Origin of the sequence: Streptomyces yaizuensis (assembly GCF_034961445.1) — a bacterium.
GTDB classification, from domain to species: domain Bacteria; phylum Actinomycetota; class Actinomycetes; order Streptomycetales; family Streptomycetaceae; genus Streptomyces; species Streptomyces yaizuensis.
This window is the reverse complement of sequence record NZ_BSBI01000008.1, coordinates 1-18,310: the sequence shown is the minus strand read 5'-3', so window position 1 is coordinate 18,310 and position 18,310 is coordinate 1. Positions and strand designations below refer to the sequence as shown.

Below are 18,310 nucleotides of genomic sequence, written 5' to 3'. Positions count from 1 at the left end.
TTCCCCCGCCGGGCCGGGCGCCGGGTCGCCGCCGGATCGGCCGAGGGCTCGGTCCCGGGGTCGGTCCCGGTGTCGACCCCGGGGTCGGTCAGACTCCGGGCGCGGTGGTGGCCGCCGTGGCCGCGCGGCGGAAGAGCAGGTCGTGGACGACATGCCCCTTGTCCAGGCCCTGCCCCTCGAAACGGGTCAGGGGACGGAACGCCGGACGCGGCGCGTACCCCCCGTCCACCTGCGTGTTCTCGAAGTCCGGGTGGTCCGTCAGCACCTGAAGCATCTGCTCCGCGTACTCCTCCCAGTCCGTGGCGCAGTGCAGCACGGCACCCGGCTTCAGCGCGCCCGCCGCGAGAGTCAGGAACTCGGGCTGGATCAGCCGCCGCTTGTGGTGCCGCTTCTTCGGCCAGGGATCGGGGAAATAGACCCGCATGCCGTCCAGCGACGCGGCCGGCAGCATCTCCCGCAGCAGGATGATCGCGTCGCCGTTGGCCACCCGGACGTTCGACAGCCCGTTCCGCTCGGCGAGACCGAGCAGATTGCCCTGGCCCGGAGTGTGGACATCGACCGCGAGAATTCCGGTACCGGGATCGTCGGCGGCCATCCGCGCGGTGGCCTCGCCCATACCGAAGCCGATCTCCAGCACGACGGGAAGCCCGTCGAACAGCTCCGCCGGGACGACGCGCTCCCGGCCGTCGATCTCGATGCCCCACACCGGCCACAGCCGCTGAAGGGCATCGCCCTGCCCGGTCGTCACCCGGCTGCGCCGGGGCTGGAAGCTGCGGATCCGGCGCTCGTGGTGGGAGCCGGCGGGGTCGGCGATGGGCCCGCCGGGGAAGCGGGGCAGGGTGCGGTCGCGCGTGGGGGTGGGGTTCTTATCGGACACAGTGCGACCAATTCTACGGCCCCACGCCCCCCTGCCGGGGGCCGAGCCGAGACGACCGCCTCGACCCCTTTGCCCGGGTCCCGGGCCACCTGCGCCGGTACGGGTTCGGCCTTCCGGTGTCCGGGCCGCGTCGGTACGTGTGCGGTGCGCTCGTCCGGGGTTTCCGGTGGCCCGGGCCGCGTCGGTACGGGTGGGATGCGCCCATCCGGGGCCGCGCCCTGCCCGCCCGTGTCGGTAGGGGGTCCCGCACCCTTCCCCGTCCGGGGTCCCGGCCTGTCTGGCCCGTGTCGACGGGGTGGCCCGCACCTCTTTTTCCCCGGCTCGGGGTACCGGTCTGCTGCGCTGGCTTCGTGGGTGGGGGGTGCAGGGTCGCCCCCGCAGGGGATCGGCGGTAAGTCCTGCTCGCGCTGACCGTGGGCCTTCGGTCCGCCGACCCCGAGGAGGTGAGCCCGGAGGCCACCACCAACCCGCACCACACCGTGCGCCGGGACCACCCGAGCAAATCCAGCCCGTCCGGCGCTTGAGGACGGACCCAGCACCCTGCCCCGCCGCACAGGCAAAACGCCCCGCAGCGTGCGGGCCCTCGTCGGGGACCAGTCCCCGAACCCCTGCGCCTCAATCGCCGGCGGGGCTGAGTTTTGTCCAGCCCGCCGCAGGGGCGGACAGTCCCCCGGGCACACGGCGTGTGCGGGCCTGTGTCGGGGGCCAGCCCCCGAGGCCCCCGCGCCTCAAACGCTGGCGGGGCTGGATTTGTGCGGGCTCATCGCGGGCCAGGCTGAGTTTTCCGGGTTGCCGCAGGGGCGGACAGGTTTCCGGGCACATGGCATGTGCGGGCCCTTGTCGGGGGCCAGCCCCCGAACCTCCGCGCCTCAAGCGCCGGCGGGGCTGGTTTTTGTGCGGGTCTGTCCCGGGCCCGGGTGGTGGTGCGGGTTGGCGGGGCCTCCGGGCTCACCTCCTCGGGGTCGGCGAGCGTACTCACCAGGTCCCGTGCGGGTCGGCCTCCGCCGATCCCCTGCGGGGGCGACCCTGCACCCCCACCCACGGACCATCCGGAGGCGGACCGTACCCCCGGGCGGGGGAAAGAAGGGTGCGGGACCCCGTACCGACGCGGGTCGGGCAGGGCGGAGCCCCGGACGAGTGCCACGCACACGTACCGACACGGGTCGGGCAGCCGGGGCCCCGGACGAGCGCGGCGTCCCCGTACCGACGCGGGTCGGGCAGGGCGGAGCCCCGGACGAGTGCCACGCACACGTACCGACACGGGTCGGGCAGCCGGGGCCCCGGACGAGCGCGGCGTCCCCGTACCGACACGGCCCGGACAGGCCGGAACCCCGGACGATCGCACCCCGCCCGCATCGACGCGGGCCCCGCAGCGCGAGGCCGAACGTGTGTGGGTCAGAGCCATCGGAGGACCCGGGAGGCCACCTCCCGGCCGATCGGGAGGGACGCCGTCGCCGCTGGCGAAGGCGCGTTCAGGACATGGACCGTCCGTGGCGCCTCCTTGATCAGGAAGTCGTCGGCGAGGGTCCCGTCCCGCAGGACCGCCTGGGCGCGGACCCCGGCGGGCGCGGGCCGCAGATCGGATTCCGTCACCGACGGCAGGAGTCTTCGCACCGCCGCTGTGAACGCCGGCTTCGACAGGGAGCGGCGCAGCTCCCCCGCCCCGTACCGCCAGTGGCTTCCGGCCATTCGCCAGGTCCCCGGCCAGGCCAGGGTGGTGGCCAGCTCGCGGGGGCGGACCGTCCCCCAGTCGTAGCCCTCGCGGGCGGTCGCGGGGATCGCGTTCGGGCCGACGTGGACGGAGCCGTCGATGCCGCGGGTGAGGTGGACGCCGAGGAAGGGGAAGGCCGGGTCGGGCACGGGGTAGACCAGTCCGCGGATCCGGTCGGGGTCGGTCAGCTCGTAGTACTCGCCCCGGAAGGGGACGATCCGCATCCCGGGGTCGTCGCCGGAGAGCCTGGCCACCCGGTCGCAGTGCAGCCCCGCGCAGTTGACCAGGGCTTTCGCCCGGAAGACCCGTTCGTCCGCGGTCCGCACGGCCACGCCCCAGGGTCTGCGGTCGACGGCGGTGACCTCGGCGTCGTAGTGCACGGCCGCGCCGGACCCGGTCAGGATCCGGGCGAGGCGGTCCGCGACGGCGCCGTAGTCGCACACCCCCGTCGTGCCCACATGGATCGCGGCGACGCCGCGGACCTCCGGCTCGTACTCCGCTATCTGGGGCGGGCCCAGCTCCCGCACCGGAATGCCGTTCTCCCGGCCGCGCTGGACCAGGGTGTGCAGCCGGGGCAGCTCGTCCCGCGAGGTGGCGACGATCAGCTTGCCCGTGACCTGGTGCGGCAGGTCGTACTCCGCGCAGAACTTCACCATCTCGGCGGCGCCCCGCACCGCGAACCGGGCCTTCAGCGAGCCGGGGCGGTAGTAGATCCCGCTGTGGATCACTCCGCTGTTCCGCCCGGTCTGGTGGCGGGCCGGGCCGGGCTCCTTCTCCAGGACGGTCACCCGGGTCCCGGGGGCCGCCCGGACGAGGGCATGCGCGGTGGCGAGACCGACGATCCCACCGCCGATCACCAGGACATCGCAGTCGAAACCACCTCTGGACGCCATCACCCCTCCACCTCCCACCCCTGATACTGCACCGGCCCACTGACAATGCCCCCCTGAACCGGTCCGCCGATCCGGTCCGCCGGGGGGCGGAATGCCACTCCGCGGCCGGTCGGTGGTGCTACGCCGGAGCCATCAGCAGCGGCCGGGCCCGCTCCCGCAGCTCCGCGACGCGCGGCTCGTCCCCGTAGGGCTCCAGCCGGTTCAGCAGGTCCCGGACGTACTCCGTGGTGCGCGCCGAGGAGATCCGGCCCGCGACCTCGACCGCCCGGGTGCCCGCCGCGCACGCCGCGTCCAGATTCCCCGACTCCAGTTCGGCGACCGCGCTGACGACGAGCCGCAGCCCGTGCGAGCGGACGAACTCCTCCGTGGGCCGGGACAGCGCCTGCTCGGTGAAGCGCCGCACCTGCCGGGGCGCCTTGAGGTCGCGGTAGCACTCGGCGGCGTCGGCGCAGAACCGGTCGTACGAGTAGAAGCCCAGCCAGCTGGGGTCCGGGTCGCCGGCGCGGGAGCGCTCCAGCCACGCCTCCGACGCCTTCAGCGCCGCGCCCGCCGCCACGGCGTCGTTCGCCTTGGCGTGGGCGCGGGCCTCCACCAGCCGGAAGAAGCTCATGGTGCGGGCGGTGGCGAGGCCCCGGTTCCGCTCGATGGCCGCCTGGGCGAGGTCCACGCCCTCGTCGGCGAAGCCCCGGTATATGGCCTGGAGCGACATCGACGCCAGGACATAGCCGCCCAGCGGTACGTCGGCGGCGGCGCGGGCCAGGCGCAGGGCCTGGATGTAGTAGCGCTGGGCCGCCTCCTGCTGCCCGGTGTCGAAGGCCATCCACCCGGCCAGCCGGGTCAGCTCGGCGGTGGCGCCGAAGAGCGCGCGCCCGACCTCGTCCGAGTACGCGCCGAGCAGCAGCGGGGCCGCGTCCACCCGCAGGCACTCGGGGACCATGGAGGAGCGCCAGTCGCCGCCGCCGTACTTGGAATCCCAGCGGCGGGCGTCCTCGGCGGCCTCCCGCAGCTTGGCGACGTCGCTGTGGCCGACCCGGGCGGGCGCGTCGTCGGGAGCGGCCTCGCCGGGGCCCGGCCCGCCCGCGTCGGGTATCCGCTCCACGGAGGAGTCGGCGGGCGTTATCAGCCAGCGCGAGGCGGGGGTGGCGTAGGCGCTGACGGAGAAGGAGCCGGCCAGGGACTGCCAGATGCCGCCGCCGCCCGCGCGCCGGCCCGCCAGGTCCAGCCGGTACAGCTCGGTCGCCGACTTCACCGCGCCCGCGACGTCGCGCGGGAAGGCGAGGCCGACCTCGGGGGCCGGGTCGGCGTCGGCGAGGCCGATCTCGTGCAGCGGCACCGGGCGGCCCAGCTTGGCGCCGATCGCGGCGGCGATGAGGTGGGGGGCGGCGCCCTGCGGCACCATGCCCTTCGACACCCACCGGGCCACGGAGGTCTTGTCGTAGCGGAGTGTCAGTCCGCGCTGCGCCCCGAGGTCGTTGACCCGCCGGGCGAGCCCCGCGTTGCTGATTCCCGCGAGGGCGAGAACGGTGCCGAGCTTCTCGTTCGGCCCGCGCTGCTCCCTGGACATGGCCCACCCCTCGACACACCCGGACGGCCGCCGCGACGCGGTCGGGCGCGCGGCATTCGCACTGAAGGCTGCCCCGCCGGACGGCACCCGTCCCCCGGTCCGCGGTCCCGGTTGCAAAAGCGCCTGGCCGAGCCCTTCGGAATATGCCCGTCGGTTCAGAACATCAGTAAACACAGCGTAGTTCGCCGCATCCCGACCGTTAAGAGGCGGTGTTCCGTATGGCGAGATTGTTGTGCGTCATCGGAGGGTGCCTCCGATTTGCTGGAGCGGGCCGTGGCGCCGCCGTGCCGCCGTGCCCCGTGCGTGTGGCCGTGCGCCCGGGTGTGCGCTCTGGCCGGGGGAGGGGTCGGGGCGTTTCCATGGGAGTCGCGTGGGTCGGCCCGCTGTGTACGGGAACCAGTGGGCCGGGGGACGCCGCCGCCTTCAATCCCCGTGGGTGGCGGACCGGTCCGGGGGGCGGAGCGCGCCTCCCGGGCTGTGCGGGGCCGAGCCCGGAGTGCTGGGTTCCACTCGGCCGCCGGGGGTCGCGCGCCCCTCCGTGCTGCCCGTCGAACCCGTGAGATTGGCCTGAAGTCGCCTGTCCGGGTTATCCGCTTAACTCCCTTGTGGGGATGGCGTGTCGGATCGCTCGCGCAATCTCCCCTGCCTCAAGTCGGCGGCGCCGGGAGCGCATTCACTTTTCGCACCTGCTACCCGGGAGCGCGTCCGCGCGCCTCCTTCGTGGCAGCATGGTCCCGAACGGTCGGGTGCGCCCCTTCCGCGGAAGGTCCCCGAAGGCCCCCGGGCGGGTCGCCGGAGGCTCCGGGGAGGTTCGCGTCGCCCCGAGGCTCCCTCGCGGCTCCCGGACGGCAGAGTTGTCCACAGCCTGTGGAGGCGCCGATGCGGTGGTTGGTGGGGTGGAGCAGTGACGCCACTGGCTTCCACACGGTCACGGCCGCCGACCCCGGGCGGCCCACCGCCGGGACCGTCGGCCACCCCGACGAGGGCCGCACCGTCCAGCCCGTCGGCTCCCAGCTGCTGTGGGGGGACCCCGACCCCCTGTGGGCCGTCGGCGACTGGCGGCCCGACGAGATCCGCGTCGTCACCCTCGAACAGCCGCCGCTGCCGGGCCAGTTCCCCGGCCACCTCCCCCCGTACCCGGGCCCCGGACAGCCCTCCGCCGCCGTGATACGGATGGCCGTCCTCGGCTGCTGCGCGGCGGGCGACGACGAACTGCGCGCCGCGCTCGTCACCGCCCGCGGCGGCGCGCTGCGCCACCTCACCACCTGGTCCGGCAGTTACACCGTCGTCCTCCAGGCCGGCCGCAGGATCACCGTCGTCGGCGACCTCGCCGGCGCCCGGCCCGTCTTCCACACCCCCTGGGACGGCGGCACCGCCTACGCCACCGCCGCCCTCCCCCTCGCCGACCTCATCGAGGCCCAGCTCGACATCGGACACCTCGCCGCCCTGCTCGCCTGCCCCGAATCCCCCGAGGCCCTGGGCGACTCCACCCCCTACGAAGGCGTCCGCCGCATCCCGCCCGGCCACGCCCTCATCCTCCGCGAGGGCTCCCGGGAGATCACCGGATACGAACCGACCGCCTCCCTCGCCGTCGCGGGCCCCCGGATGGAGGCCGACCGCGCCGTGGACGGCGTACGGGACGCACTCGTCGACGCCGTACGGGCCCGGCTGACCGCACCCCGGCACGCGCCCGGGGCCCTGCCCGCCGACCCCGGACCCGTCCCCGGCATGGGCCCCGCCGACCGGCGCGCCCGGCGCGGCGCCCCCACGCCCGGCATCGGCGCCGACCTCTCCGGCGGCAGCGCATCCGGGACGCTCGCCCTCCTCGCCGCCGGGCTGCCCGGCCGCCCCGGCACCGTCAAGGGCCACGGCACCGGCGCCGGCGAACGCCTCACCGCCGTCACCTACAACGACCTCACCGAGGAAGGCCGCGAAGCCGAACTCGAACGCGCCCGCGCCCTCGCCGACGACCCCCGGCTCCACCACGTCGTCGTCGCCGCCGGAGAGGAGGGCCTGCCGTACGCGGGACTGGAGAACGGGCCCCTCACCGACGAACCCGCGCCCTCCCTCGTCCTCGCCGAACGCCACCGGGGCCGCCTCGCCGCCGGCAGCGCCGACCACTTCACCGGCGCGGGCGCCCGGCAGGTCCTCGACGCCCACCCCGCCCGCCTCGCCGACCTGCTCCTCGACCGCAGACGCCGGCACCTGCTGCGGCCCGTCGCCGCCCTGGCCCGCGCCGAGGGCGGCTCCCCGCACTCCGTGTTCGTCCCCCTGACCGTCTACCGCGCCGCCCGCAGACTCGCCCGTACCCCCTACCGCACCGGCCTGGAGACCGCCGCCGGACAGCTCACCGAGGCCAACCGGCCCGCCGCCCGCGCCTACTCCACCGGGCCCGTGGGCGCCTCCCTCGCCGCCCTCGCCTGGTCCCGGCCCGGACCCGCCGCCCGCTGGCTCACCGGCGAGGCCCTCGCCGAAGTCGCCGTCCGCCTCACCGACGCCGCCACCCGGCCCGGCGTCGTCCCCGCCGGCGGCCCCCGCCCCGGCGAGGCCCGCGCCCGCGCCGCCCTCAACCGGCACGCCGCCGACCAGCGGATCCTGGAACAGGCGGCCGAGGTCCGCAGTCAGCGCCTGCACGCCCCCTTCCTCGACAACCAGGTCGTCCGCGCCTGCCGGGACCTGCCCGAGTCGCTGCGGGTGCGGCCCGGGGCCCGCGCCGACATCCTCCGTACGGTCCTGGCGGGCGCGGGCGTCCACGCACTGCCGCCCGGCTGGGGCACCCCCACCCACGTCTCCTCCGCCGAGACCGCCCGCAAAGGGCTGCGCGCCTCCCTGCCACAGCTCATGGCCCTCTTCGACGTGCCCCTGCTCGCCGACGCCGGACTGGTCGAGGCCCGGGTGGTGCGCAAGGCCCTGCGTGCCGCGTCCGAGGGCGAGGCCCTGCCCCTCGACGGGCTCGCCGACCTCGTCGCCACCGAACTCTGGCTCCGCCGGCTCCTCTCCCGCCGGGGCACCTGCTGGACCGGCACCGCGGCCCCCCGCCGGCGGGCCGTCGCGGGCGGCGTACCGCCCCGCCCCTCCCTGCGCACCTGACCGCATCAGGTGCCGGGCTCAGACGCAGCTGATCCCGGAGTGCGCCCAGTCGGCGAGGACCGCCGTATCGAGCGGGGTGTACGGCGTGACCACCAGCCGGATCGACGCCCGGCCGGTCAGGGGCACCTGGAGCGGCACCGCCGGGTCCCCGGCCCGCAGCACCGGGGACTGCCACAGCCGCACCCCGTCCCCGTACACGGAGAACCGCGCGGCCCCCCAGCCCATCATCAGATCGTCGATCCCCACCACCGCGTCATAGCGGGAACAGCTCCGGTTGAGGTCGATCGTCACCGACGAGGAGGCGTGCACCGTCGCCCCGTGCCCGTAGCGGACGCCACCGATCGACAGCCCGAACCGCTGCCACAGCCAACTGCTCCCCCCGGTGCGCACCTCGGGGCCGGTGTGGTCGCCCTCATGGCTGTAACGCAGCCGGCTGAGCCGGTACACCGTCGGCGCCGGAGGCGGCGGCGGAGTCGCGGAGACCGTGGGCGTCGGCGACGGGCTCGGCTTCGGCGGCGGGGGCTTCGGCGACGGCGTCGGGGTGGGCGAGGGGGATGGGGACGGCTCCGGTGAGGCCTTCGGCGGCGCCGGCACCGGCTTCGGCTTGGGCGGCGCGGGCCGCGGAGCCGGCGGCTCCGGCACGGGCCGGGGCTTCGGGGGCGCCGGCTTCGGCGGCTCGGGCTTCGGCGCCGGAGGCGGCGGTGGCGGCGGTACGACGGGCTGGGCCACGGGCGGCTTCGCCTTCGGCTCCGGCTCCCGCGAGTCCCCCGCGAACGCCCACACCAGCCCCGCCGCCACGGCGACGGCCACCACCGCGGCGATGCCCGCCCGCGCCATCGTCCCCAGCCCCTCGGACGCGGCCGCGCCCCCGGCGGAACCCCCGGAGCCCCCGGCGGCCGCACCGCCGCCCGTCGCGGCCGCGGCGGCGCCCGCCCCGGTGGCTCCCACGACCCCGCCCGCGGCGATCCCGGCGGCCTTGAGGGAGTACCCGGCGGCGAACCAGCCGATGACCGCGACCGGCAGCAGCGCCGGGATCCCGGAGTTCACATGCGCCAGTTCACCCGCCGCCAGCCGGCACTTCGCGCACTCCTCCAGATGCTTGCGCAGCCCCCGCTCGGCCCGCATCCGCAGCCCGCCCCGCGCGTACGCGCCCAGCCGGTCCGCGTACCGCGCGCAGTCACCGCCCGAGGTCAGCGCGGAGTTCACATGCGCCTGGAGATACGCCTGCTTGAGCCCCTCCCTGGCCCGGCTCGCCAGGACCGCCGTCGCGTTCGCGGTCAGCCCGAAGAGCGGCGCCACCTCGCTGGGGGACTCCTCCTCCACCGTGGTGTGCCACAGCACCGCCTGCCAGCGCTCCGGCAGCGACCGGAACGCCTGCATCGCCAGCGACCGCTCCGCCTCCCGCATCGCCCGCACCTCGGCGCCCAGGTCCGTCGTCGCCTGCGCGGCGTCCGGCGTACGGGCCGCCTCCGCCGCGAACAGCGCGAAGTCCTCGACCAGTTGCTCCCGCTTGGTGCTCCGGGCCCAGCCCGCCGCCACCCGCCGCACCGTGGTCAGCAGATACGCCCGCACGGCCTGCTCGGGCCCAGCGCCGCCCCGCACCGCCTGGAGGGTCCGCGCGAACACCTCGGCCGTCAGGTCGTCCGCCGTGTGCGCGTCCCGGCAGCAGGTCCGCGCATAGCGGCGCACCGCGTCGGAGTGGCGCCGGAACAGCTCCGCGTACGCGCTGTCGTCCCCGGCCCGCATCCGCTGGATCAGCTCCGCGTCCGACGGGCCCGTCTCCCGGGGCGGGGGCAGCACCGAGTCGGAGCCCCGGGAACGCTCCCGCTGCGCAGGCACGGCGGGCTCCCGGAGCGGTGGCGCCGAGCCCACGAAGACGGGGGAGCCGTCCGCCCGGGTGCCGCCCGTCCCCTGGCTGGGCACGGTGGGAGGAACAGCCCCGGGACCGCCGCCACCGGGTGCCCGCCCGGGTGGGCGCGGATCGCCGAACACGCCGGGGGTACGGGGACCACCCGCGCCGGCGGAGCCGTCGCCACCCGCTGCCCGGGAGCCGCCGGGACCGCCCTGCCCGGGCACCTGCGACGAGGACTCCGCCACGGGCTCCGCTCCGGGCCCGCCGTCCGTACCGCCCGGTCCCCCCACGGGTTCGTCCCGAGCGTCCCGCCCGTCACCGCTCATCGCGGAAACCCTCATTCATCGCGGAAGCCACCGTCAGCACCTCAGACCCGAACACCGGGTTAGCGTGACACACGGCAACTGCGCGACGGACCCCCAGCGACGCCAACCACTCATCCGGGGAGACGTGATCGAAATCCGCGCGCGAGCCGACCGTGCCGAGGAATCAGGCAACCACGCATCGGTCAACCGCTCAACGGGGCCTGTCCGGCCATCCGTTGCCCGGCCGGAAGCAGCTCACCCTCCCCCTGCCGGAACGGTCCGGATGACGGCCCGGATGACGCCCCGGGACGCTGACGGGCGACGGCCCGGGACGCCGGCGGGCGACGACCGGAGGCCGCCGCCCTGACGACGAGGGCTCACCCCGCGCGCTGTACTGCCGTACTGAGGAATCCCGCCGACGCGCAGCCGGCGGCCCGCGTCACCCCGACCGGGGCCGCAGACCCTCCAGCAGGATGTCGAGCAGCCGCGCCGACGCCGCCGCCTGCTGCGCCGCGTCCGGCAGCGAAGGCGCCGCCGTCGCTATCACCAGCAGCACATCCGCCACGGTCACATCGCCGCGCAGCTCACCGGCCTCCCGCGCCCGGTCGACCAACTGCCCCACGACCTCCAGCAGATCGGACGCCCCCGCGTCGTCCGGCACCTCCACGGGCGCGGCGACGATCCGCAGGTCCGGCTGGCCCTGACCGGCCCCCGCCGGCACCCCGCGCTGCGGCGGCACCCGGACCTCGTCCCGGCCCCGGGCCGGCTCGTCGGGCTCCACACCCACCCGCAGCACCTGCGGCGGCAGCAGCCGCCCGGCACCCGAGGCCACCGAGGTCCGCAGGAACCGCGCCAGCGCGGACCACGGCTCCTCCTCCTGCCCCAGCGCCGTACGCGCCTGCTCCGTCAGCCGGGAGGTCTCCTCCTCGGCTATTCGCCGCACCAGGACGTCCTTGCTCGGGAACCGGCGATAAACCGTCCCCACACCCACCCGGGCCCGGCGCGCCACGTCCTCCATCGGCGCCCCGTAACCCAGCTCGCCGAAGACCTCACGGGCCGCCCGCAGCACATGCTCCAGATTGCGCTGCGCGTCCACCCGCAGCGGCGCCGAACGACCGGCCCCGACCGGCCCCACGCGCCCGTTCCCCTCGCTACCCGTGCCACCGCCGTGGACCTGCGTCTCCGCGGTCGGCGGAACGGCGGCCTGCCAATGCGAATCCTGAATGGTCATACGGGTTCCCCCGGTCACTGTGTCTCCCCCCGGAGACCCCCCACCTGGTCTGCCGGGCATGCCTTGACCAAGCACCCCGACGAGGTACGAACATAGTTGAGCTGGGGTCAATTCAGAAGGGGGTAGTTCCGCACGGAGCGCCCCCCGATCGGAGCAAGGACCGGAAGGCTACCGTTTACGCCCCCTGTCACCTCCCCTCCCGCCACCCCTGACCTGCGGACCTTCCACACTCCCGGCCGCCGTGGCCGGATCCGGTCGCCCACGGCCTCCGGTCACACAATTTGCCGGGGCTGTGGACAAACGCCGGGGACCGTTGCGTCATGGGATGGTGAAGGAAGCTGACTCCCGGGACCAGATCCCCGGCACCCCGCCGTCCGCGCGCCCCTCCGGTACGCGGATCCTCGTCCTCGGCGGCGGCTATGTCGGGATGTACACGGCCCTCCACCTCCAGCGCCGGCTGCGGGGCGAGCTGGCCCGTGGCGAGGCGGAGATCGTCGTCATCACGCCCGACCCCTATATGACGTATCAGCCCTTCCTCCCCGAGGCGGCGGCCGGATCCATCTCCCCGGCCCATGTGGTCGTCCCGCTGCGCCGCGTCCTGAGCAAGTGCCGGATCGTCATCGGCGAGGCCACCGCCGTCGACCACGCCAAGCGGACCGCCACCTTCACCACCCTCGCCACCGAGGAGGAGGGCACCGGCGCCGCGGAGATCACCTACGACGAACTGGTCATCGCGCCGGGATCGGTCTCCCGCACCCTCCCCATCCCCGGCCTTGCGGAGTACGCCATCGGCTTCAAGACCCTCGAAGAGGCCATCGGCCTGCGCAACCACGTCATCGAACAAATGGACATCGCCTCCGCCACCCGCGACCCCGCCCTCCGCGACGCGGCCCTCACCTTCGTCTTCGTCGGCGGCGGCTACGCCGGTGTCGAAGCACTCGGCGAACTGGAGGACATGGCCCGCTACACCTCCCGCTACTACCACAACCTCAAACCCACGGACCTGAAGTGGATCCTCGTGGAGGCCAGCGACCGCATCCTCCCGGAGGTCGGCGCCGAGATGGGCCGCTACGCCATCCGTGAGCTGCGCTCCCGCAACATCGACGTACGCCTGGAGACCCGGCTGGACTCCTGCGAGGACCGGATCGCGCGGCTCAGCGACGGCAGCCGCTTCCCCACCCGTACGGTCGTGTGGACGGCGGGCGTCAAACCCTCCCCCGTCCTCGCCGCCACGGACCTCCCCCGCAACGAACACGGCCGCCTCCGCTGCACCTCCCGTCTCACCGTCGAGGGAACCGGCCACGCGTGGGCCGCCGGTGACGCGGCCGCCGTACCGGACCTCACCGCCGGCTCCGCGGACGTGCTCTGCGCCCCCAACGCCCAGCACGCCGTGCGCCAGGCCAAGGTCCTCGCCGCGAACCTCGCCGCCTCCCTGCACGGCAGACCCCTCAAGGACTACGCGCACCGGTACGTCGGCTCCGTGGCCTCCCTCGGGCTCCACCGCGGCGTCGCCCATGTGTACGGGCGCAAACTCAAGGGCTACCCCGCCTGGCTGATGCACCGCGTCTACCACCTCAGCCGGGTCCCCACGCTCAACCGGAAGGCACGCGTCCTGGCCGAGTGGACCCTCGCCGGACTCTTCAAACGGGAGATCGTCTCCCTCGGCTCGCTGGAACACCCGCGCGCCGAGTTCGAGAGCGCCGCGGGCGGTGGCACCGGACGGAACACGCCGAAGCCCCCACGGGGCGACAGCGCACCCCGAGACACCTGACACCGGCCCGGCACGGCCCGCGGGCGACCCCGCGCGGGCCCGGCGGACGCCCGGACGACACCGGCTGTCAGTACGTTCGGTCACACTGGACGTGTGACCATAGGTGGGCTCACATTTGCACAGAGTGACCCTCGTGACCCCTGGCGACAAAACCATTGAGGCTAGAAAGTCAGTGAACTTCACGCGTTGGAGCGCAAGGCTCCCCGGTACGCAGCGCCGCGCCGCAGCGCGGAGGTCCGACCGAGGAATCTCCACGGCACCTCCGCGCCCGGCCCAGCGGGACGGCGGCGGCCAGCCAGACGGCAGGGCGGCTGACGGACGCGGAGAGAGCCCGGTGCCCGCGGCCCGCGGAGAGACGGCACACGAGTCAGCACACGGGACGCCGCACGGGACGCCGCACGGGACGCCGCACGGGACGGCACCCGAGGGGAGCGACCGGCCGGACCCGTCCACGCCCCCGGCCGGCGCCGCCCCCGGCACCCGCCGCACCCCCGCGCCCGGCGGGCCCCCCGCGCCCGCCCCCGCGCCCGCACTCGACGAATTCCCGCTCCGCGAGATCCTCGGCCGCCTCCCCGCACTCGTCGTCCTCACCTACGGCCCCGAGCACCGCGTCGCCTATGTCAACGACGCCTACACCGCCGCCTTCGGCCCCCGCCCCATCGGAATCCGCGCCGCCGACTCCTGCCCCGAGCTGACCGAGCTGGGTCTGCACCCCCTGATGGACCAGGTCCGCCGCAGCGGACGGCCGCGTACGGTCAAGTCGCGCCGGGCCGCCTCCGGCGGTTCGTACACCGTCACCTGCCTCCCCGTGGACCTCCCCGACACAGGCACAGGCACCGGGACCGCGACCGACCCCGTAACCGACACCGGCGGGGGCAGCGGCGTGCTGGTCTTCGCCGCCGACGTCACCGACCACGCCGAAGCCGCCGAACGCCTCCGCGCCAGCGAACGCCGCCAGCGCGAGATGGCCGTCACCCTCCAGCGCTCCCTCCTCCCCCAAGAGCTGGAGCAGCCCGACGACCTGCGGATCGCCGCCACCTACCAGCCCGGCAGCGAGGACACGGCCGTCGGCGGCGACTGGTACGACGTGATCACCCTCGGCGCGGGCCGCACCGCCCTCGTCATCGGCGACGTGATGGGCCGGGGCGTGCGCGCCGCCGCCGTCATGGGCCAGCTCCGCACCGCCGTCCGCGCCTACGCCCGGCTCGACCTGCCTCCGCACGAAGTGCTCCAGCTCCTCGACGGGCTCGCCGCCGAGATCGACGCCAGCCAGATCGCCACCTGCGTCTACGCCGTCCACGACCCCAACGAGGGCCGGCTCGTCTACTCCTCCGCCGGGCACCTCCCCATCCTGGTGCGCGACGAGGACGGCACCGTCCGCCGGGCCGCCGAGCCCACCGGACCGCCGCTGGGCACCTGCGGCTGGCTCCACACCTCCGGCACCATCGCCCTGCCACCGGGCTCCAGCGCCGTCCTCTATACGGACGGCCTGGTCGAGCGGCGCGGCGAGGACATCGACGAGGGCGTGGCCTCCCTGGAGCGGGCCCTCTCCGGAGCCGACGGCAGCCCCCAGGTCGTCTGCGACCGGCTGCTCCGCTCCCAGGGGGTGACCGCCGACCACGACGACGACGTCGCCGTCCTGGTCGTCCAGCACCCCTTCCGCACCGGGCCCTCCGCCGAGCTGTTCCACAACGCCGCGCTCGACCTCCTCGGCGGCACCGAGGCCGCGCCCCGCGCCCGTGCCTTCGCCTCCGGCGTGATGGCCTCCTGGCGGTTCTCCCCGGAACTGCACGACCTGGGCGTCCTCGCCACCAGCGAGCTGGTCGCCAACTCCCTCCAGCACGGCACCCCGCCCATGCGGCTGCGGCTCCGCCGCACCGACCGCCGGCTGATCATCGAGGTCACCGACGGCGACGACCACCTGCCCCGCCGCCGCCGGGCGGAGAGCGAGGACGAGTCGGGCCGGGGCATCTCCATCGTGGCCACGATCGCCTCCTCCTGGGGCTGCCGCCGCACCCCCGGCGGCGGCAAGGCGGTCTGGTGCGAGTTCGCCCTGCCCGCCTGACCCTTTTCCGGATGACATCCACGGCATACGACGGACGCCCTCCTACGACATCGGTCGTAGAAGGGCGTCGGGATCCGGCACCGGGGTGCCGGACCTGTACGGGGTACGGGGTCAGGCCGCGGCTCCGACCTGCTCCGCCGGCTTGTGCTGCGCCACCACCCGCGTCTTCGCCGCGAGATACGGCTGATTCTGTACGGGGGTGAGCTGCCGCCCCAGCCGTACCGCCAGCACGGTGATGCCCAGCGAGAACAGCACGAAGGTCACGATGTACGGCGCGTGCCAGGAGGCCCCCATGGGCCCGCCCACCGCCGGCCCGATCGCCAGTGCCATCTGCTTGACCAGCGCGAACGCCGAGTTGTACTGCCCCACCATCGATTCCGGCGCCAGATCCGCGACCATCGGGGCGACGGTCGGCGCGAGCATCGCCTCACCGAGTCCGAAGAGCGCGTACGTGGAGATGAAGGCGGCCGTGGCCATGGCCTGGCTGCCCTCGCCGAGGCCCGCGTACCCGGCCAGCAGCCAGGCGACCGCCCAGATCAGGCCAACCGCACCGATCATCCGGGTGCGCTTGCGGCGCTCCACGAACTTCAGCACCAGGAACTGCGCGAGCACGATCACGGCGGTGTTCGCGGCCAGCGCCGTACCGAGGGTCGCGGGCTCGATCCCGGCCGCCTCGGTGCCGTACGCGGCGAGACCCGACTCGAACTGTCCGTAGCAGGCGAAGAAGAGGACAAAGCCGAGCACGCACAGCTGGACCATCGCCTTGTGCCCGAGCAGCACGCGCAGCCCGCCCTTGGCCGCGCCCTGGGCCGCCGCACCCGCCAGGGGCTCCACCCGGGGCAGCCTGATGGTCAGCGCCAGCCCCGCCAGCACCAGGAACATCACGGCCTCGATGCCGAACAGCAGGGTGAAGCTCTCCGGGCGGCTCTTGTCCACGATCTGCCCGCCGAGCAGTCCACCGAGGCCGAGACCGAGGTTCTGGAGGAAGAACTGCATGGCGAAGGAACGGGTGCGGGACTCGGCGTCCGAGCACCGGACGATCATCGTGGCGAGCGCCGGCTGCATCACGGCCGTACCGGCACCGAGCAGCGCGGCCGAGAGCACCACGGTCCAGATGCCGCCTGCCAGCCCCATGGCGACGGCGCCGCTGCCCGCCAGCAGCGAGGCCCCGACCAGCACGGGCAGCGGCCCGCGCCGGTCGATGATCCGCCCGGTGAAGGGCAGGGCGACGAGCGCGGCCATGGCGAAGACCCCGAGGACGGCACCGGCCGTCGTCGCCCCCAGATCCCGTACCTGCGCCACATAGACGTACAGATACGGGACCGTGAAACCGAGTCCGAACGCGCTCAGCGCGTTCCCTGCCTGGATGCGGCGCATTGCTGCACGCCTCTCCCTGACCACACTCACCTGCCTCAAGAGCCGAAGGACTGAAGCCTGAAGACTTCAACACTAAAGTTAGACCCTTAACAATACACATCGAAGGACTTCAAGGCCAATGAGTCGCGTGCGATACTGCCGCGTATGCCTAACGCGAGCCCCGAGGGCCCAGCAGTGACGGGCCAGGCCATCCAGGAGCCGACCCTTGACGAGCAGATCGCCGCATACCAGCGCGAGTACGGCGACCTGGACCCCCAGGTCGAGAAGGTGGTCTCGGCCCTCGGCCGGCTCAACCGCCGGATGAACGTCGCCTACGGCCGCCAGGTCGCGACCCTCGGCATCAGCAACGCCGAGTGGGAGGTCCTGAAGACCCTCGTCCTCGCGGGCACCCCCTACCGGATGGGCCCCGGCGAGCTGGCCAAGCGCCTGGGCCTCACCCCGGCCGCGATGACCCACCGCATCGACCGCATGGCGAGCGAGGGCCTGGTCACCCGCGACCGCGACGAGAACAACCGGGTCCGCGTGATCGTCGAGCTGACCGACGAGGGGCGGACGAAGTGGCTGGAGGCCATGCGGATGGCCTCCGACTTCGAGGGTGATCTCCTCCAGGACCTCTCGGCCGACGAGCGCGGGGTCCTCGGCGAGCTGCTGATCCGCGTACTGCGCCGGGTGGAGCACACCCAGCCGGACGCCGGCGGCCGCCTCACCGACCTGGATTAGGGCCTGCCGCCCGGATCCCGCCGGTGCCGCCATCCGGGCGGCACCCGGGCGGCACCCGGGCGGCACCCGGTGATTGCGGGGCCGTTGCCCGGATGGCCCACGTGGGTTGACACGGACTTCACCGGTCCGTAAGGTTCTCCGAGTTGCCACGGGCTGAAACAGTTCTGCGGCAGCCACTCCCGCCGCTGATGCGGCAACCAAACTCCGTACGATCTCCCGGACCGGGATGGTTTTCGGCCTGTCCGAATTCCATGACGAAGGGCTCGATTATGAGCCCCCGGGGAAATCCGCTAGAGTTTGGGACGTCGGAACGGCCCAAGGGTCGGAAAGACAACCCGAGTTCGACCGGGAATCAGGCCCGAAAGGATCTGATAAAGTCGGAGCAGCCGAAAGGCAAAAGGCCAGTCCAACTGGCCGCCGGATCTGAAAAGTCCGAATCCCGGGTGACCGGGAGGCGGGAAAAGGATCTGGTAGAGTTGGAAACGCCGAAAGGCAAGAAGGAAAAAAGAAAAACCGAAGGGAAGCGCTCGGAGGGCCTGGTGAAACAGGACCGAAGGAAGCGTCCGTTCCTTGAGAACTCAACAGCGTGCCAAAAGTCAACGCCAGATATGTTGATACCCCGTCCGGGAGCATCTGCTTCCGGGTGAAGGTTCCTTTGAAAAGTCCTCCGACCGGCCACTTGGTGGTCTGGTAGGGGGCAATTACACAGCGAGGACGCTGTGAACCAGAGGCGATATTCCTCGTCTTCTGGTTCCGCTCCGAGTGATGTGTCACCAGGATATCCTGGAAGCATTCACGGAGAGTTTGATCCTGGCTCAGGACGAACGCTGGCGGCGTGCTTAACACATGCAAGT

At 73.8% G+C, this 18,310-nt stretch carries 10 protein-coding genes and 1 rRNA gene; 5 read left to right on the top strand and 6 right to left on the bottom strand.

Annotated elements, in window-relative coordinates:
* Positions 1–88 precede the first annotated feature (88 nt).
* The 3 genes from trmB to SYYSPA8_RS19570 form a co-directional block, all read right to left on the bottom strand.
* On the bottom strand, positions 89–877 hold the full coding sequence (gene trmB, locus SYYSPA8_RS19580; RefSeq protein WP_323448532.1) for a tRNA (guanosine(46)-N7)-methyltransferase TrmB: 789 nt from the start codon (positions 875–877) through the stop codon (positions 89–91).
* Between the two features lie 1,395 nt (positions 878–2,272).
* Entirely contained in the window at positions 2,273–3,481 is a 1,209-nt protein-coding gene (gene lhgO / locus SYYSPA8_RS19575) for an L-2-hydroxyglutarate oxidase (RefSeq protein WP_323448531.1), read from the bottom strand.
* Between the two features lie 118 nt (positions 3,482–3,599).
* A complete protein-coding gene (locus SYYSPA8_RS19570) occupies positions 3,600–5,045 on the bottom strand; it encodes an MFS transporter (RefSeq protein ID WP_323448530.1) in 1,446 nt (481 codons plus the stop codon).
* Positions 5,046–5,924: 879 nt separating this feature from the next.
* Here SYYSPA8_RS19570 and SYYSPA8_RS19565 point away from each other — a divergent pair.
* The gene (locus SYYSPA8_RS19565; RefSeq protein ID WP_323448529.1) at positions 5,925–8,135 is read left to right on the top strand and encodes an asparagine synthase-related protein; all 2,211 of its coding nucleotides are present in this window, start codon (positions 5,925–5,927) and stop codon (positions 8,133–8,135) included.
* Between the two features lie 18 nt (positions 8,136–8,153).
* Here the strand turns inward: SYYSPA8_RS19565 and SYYSPA8_RS19560 are convergent, their stop codons facing one another.
* Together SYYSPA8_RS19560 and SYYSPA8_RS19555 are read right to left on the bottom strand one after the other, a co-directional pair.
* Positions 8,154–10,313 carry a sigma-70 family RNA polymerase sigma factor gene (locus SYYSPA8_RS19560; RefSeq protein WP_323448528.1) on the bottom strand — a complete coding sequence of 720 codons (2,160 nt, stop codon included), beginning with the start codon at positions 10,311–10,313 and terminating at the stop codon, positions 8,154–8,156.
* 418 nt (positions 10,314–10,731) lie between these two features.
* Complete coding sequence (locus SYYSPA8_RS19555; RefSeq protein ID WP_323448527.1) at positions 10,732–11,523, bottom strand: TetR/AcrR family transcriptional regulator; 792 nt, start codon at positions 11,521–11,523, stop codon at positions 10,732–10,734.
* 325 nt (positions 11,524–11,848) lie between these two features.
* Here SYYSPA8_RS19555 and SYYSPA8_RS19550 point away from each other — a divergent pair, with 325 nt between their 5' ends.
* Positions 11,849–13,294 (top strand): NAD(P)/FAD-dependent oxidoreductase, encoded by a 1,446-nt coding sequence (locus SYYSPA8_RS19550; RefSeq protein WP_323448526.1) that lies wholly within the window; start codon positions 11,849–11,851, stop codon positions 13,292–13,294.
* Positions 13,295–13,466: 172 nt separating this feature from the next.
* Positions 13,467–15,359 (top strand): ATP-binding SpoIIE family protein phosphatase, encoded by a 1,893-nt coding sequence (locus SYYSPA8_RS19545; RefSeq protein ID WP_323448525.1) that lies wholly within the window; start codon positions 13,467–13,469, stop codon positions 15,357–15,359.
* A 111-nt stretch (positions 15,360–15,470) separates the two neighbouring features.
* On the opposite strand, the gene SYYSPA8_RS19540 is transcribed toward SYYSPA8_RS19545, so the two are convergent.
* Entirely contained in the window at positions 15,471–16,736 is a 1,266-nt protein-coding gene (locus tag SYYSPA8_RS19540; protein WP_323448524.1) for an MFS transporter, read from the bottom strand.
* A gap of 144 nt (positions 16,737–16,880) precedes the next feature.
* On the opposite strand from SYYSPA8_RS19540, the gene SYYSPA8_RS19535 reads away from it, so the two are divergent.
* Positions 16,881–17,456, top strand: coding sequence for a MarR family winged helix-turn-helix transcriptional regulator (locus SYYSPA8_RS19535; RefSeq protein WP_323448523.1), 576 nt, complete (start codon positions 16,881–16,883; stop codon positions 17,454–17,456).
* A 792-nt stretch (positions 17,457–18,248) separates the two neighbouring features.
* Positions 18,249–18,310: ribosomal RNA gene (locus tag SYYSPA8_RS19530) — 16S ribosomal RNA — on the top strand; the annotation flags it as partial.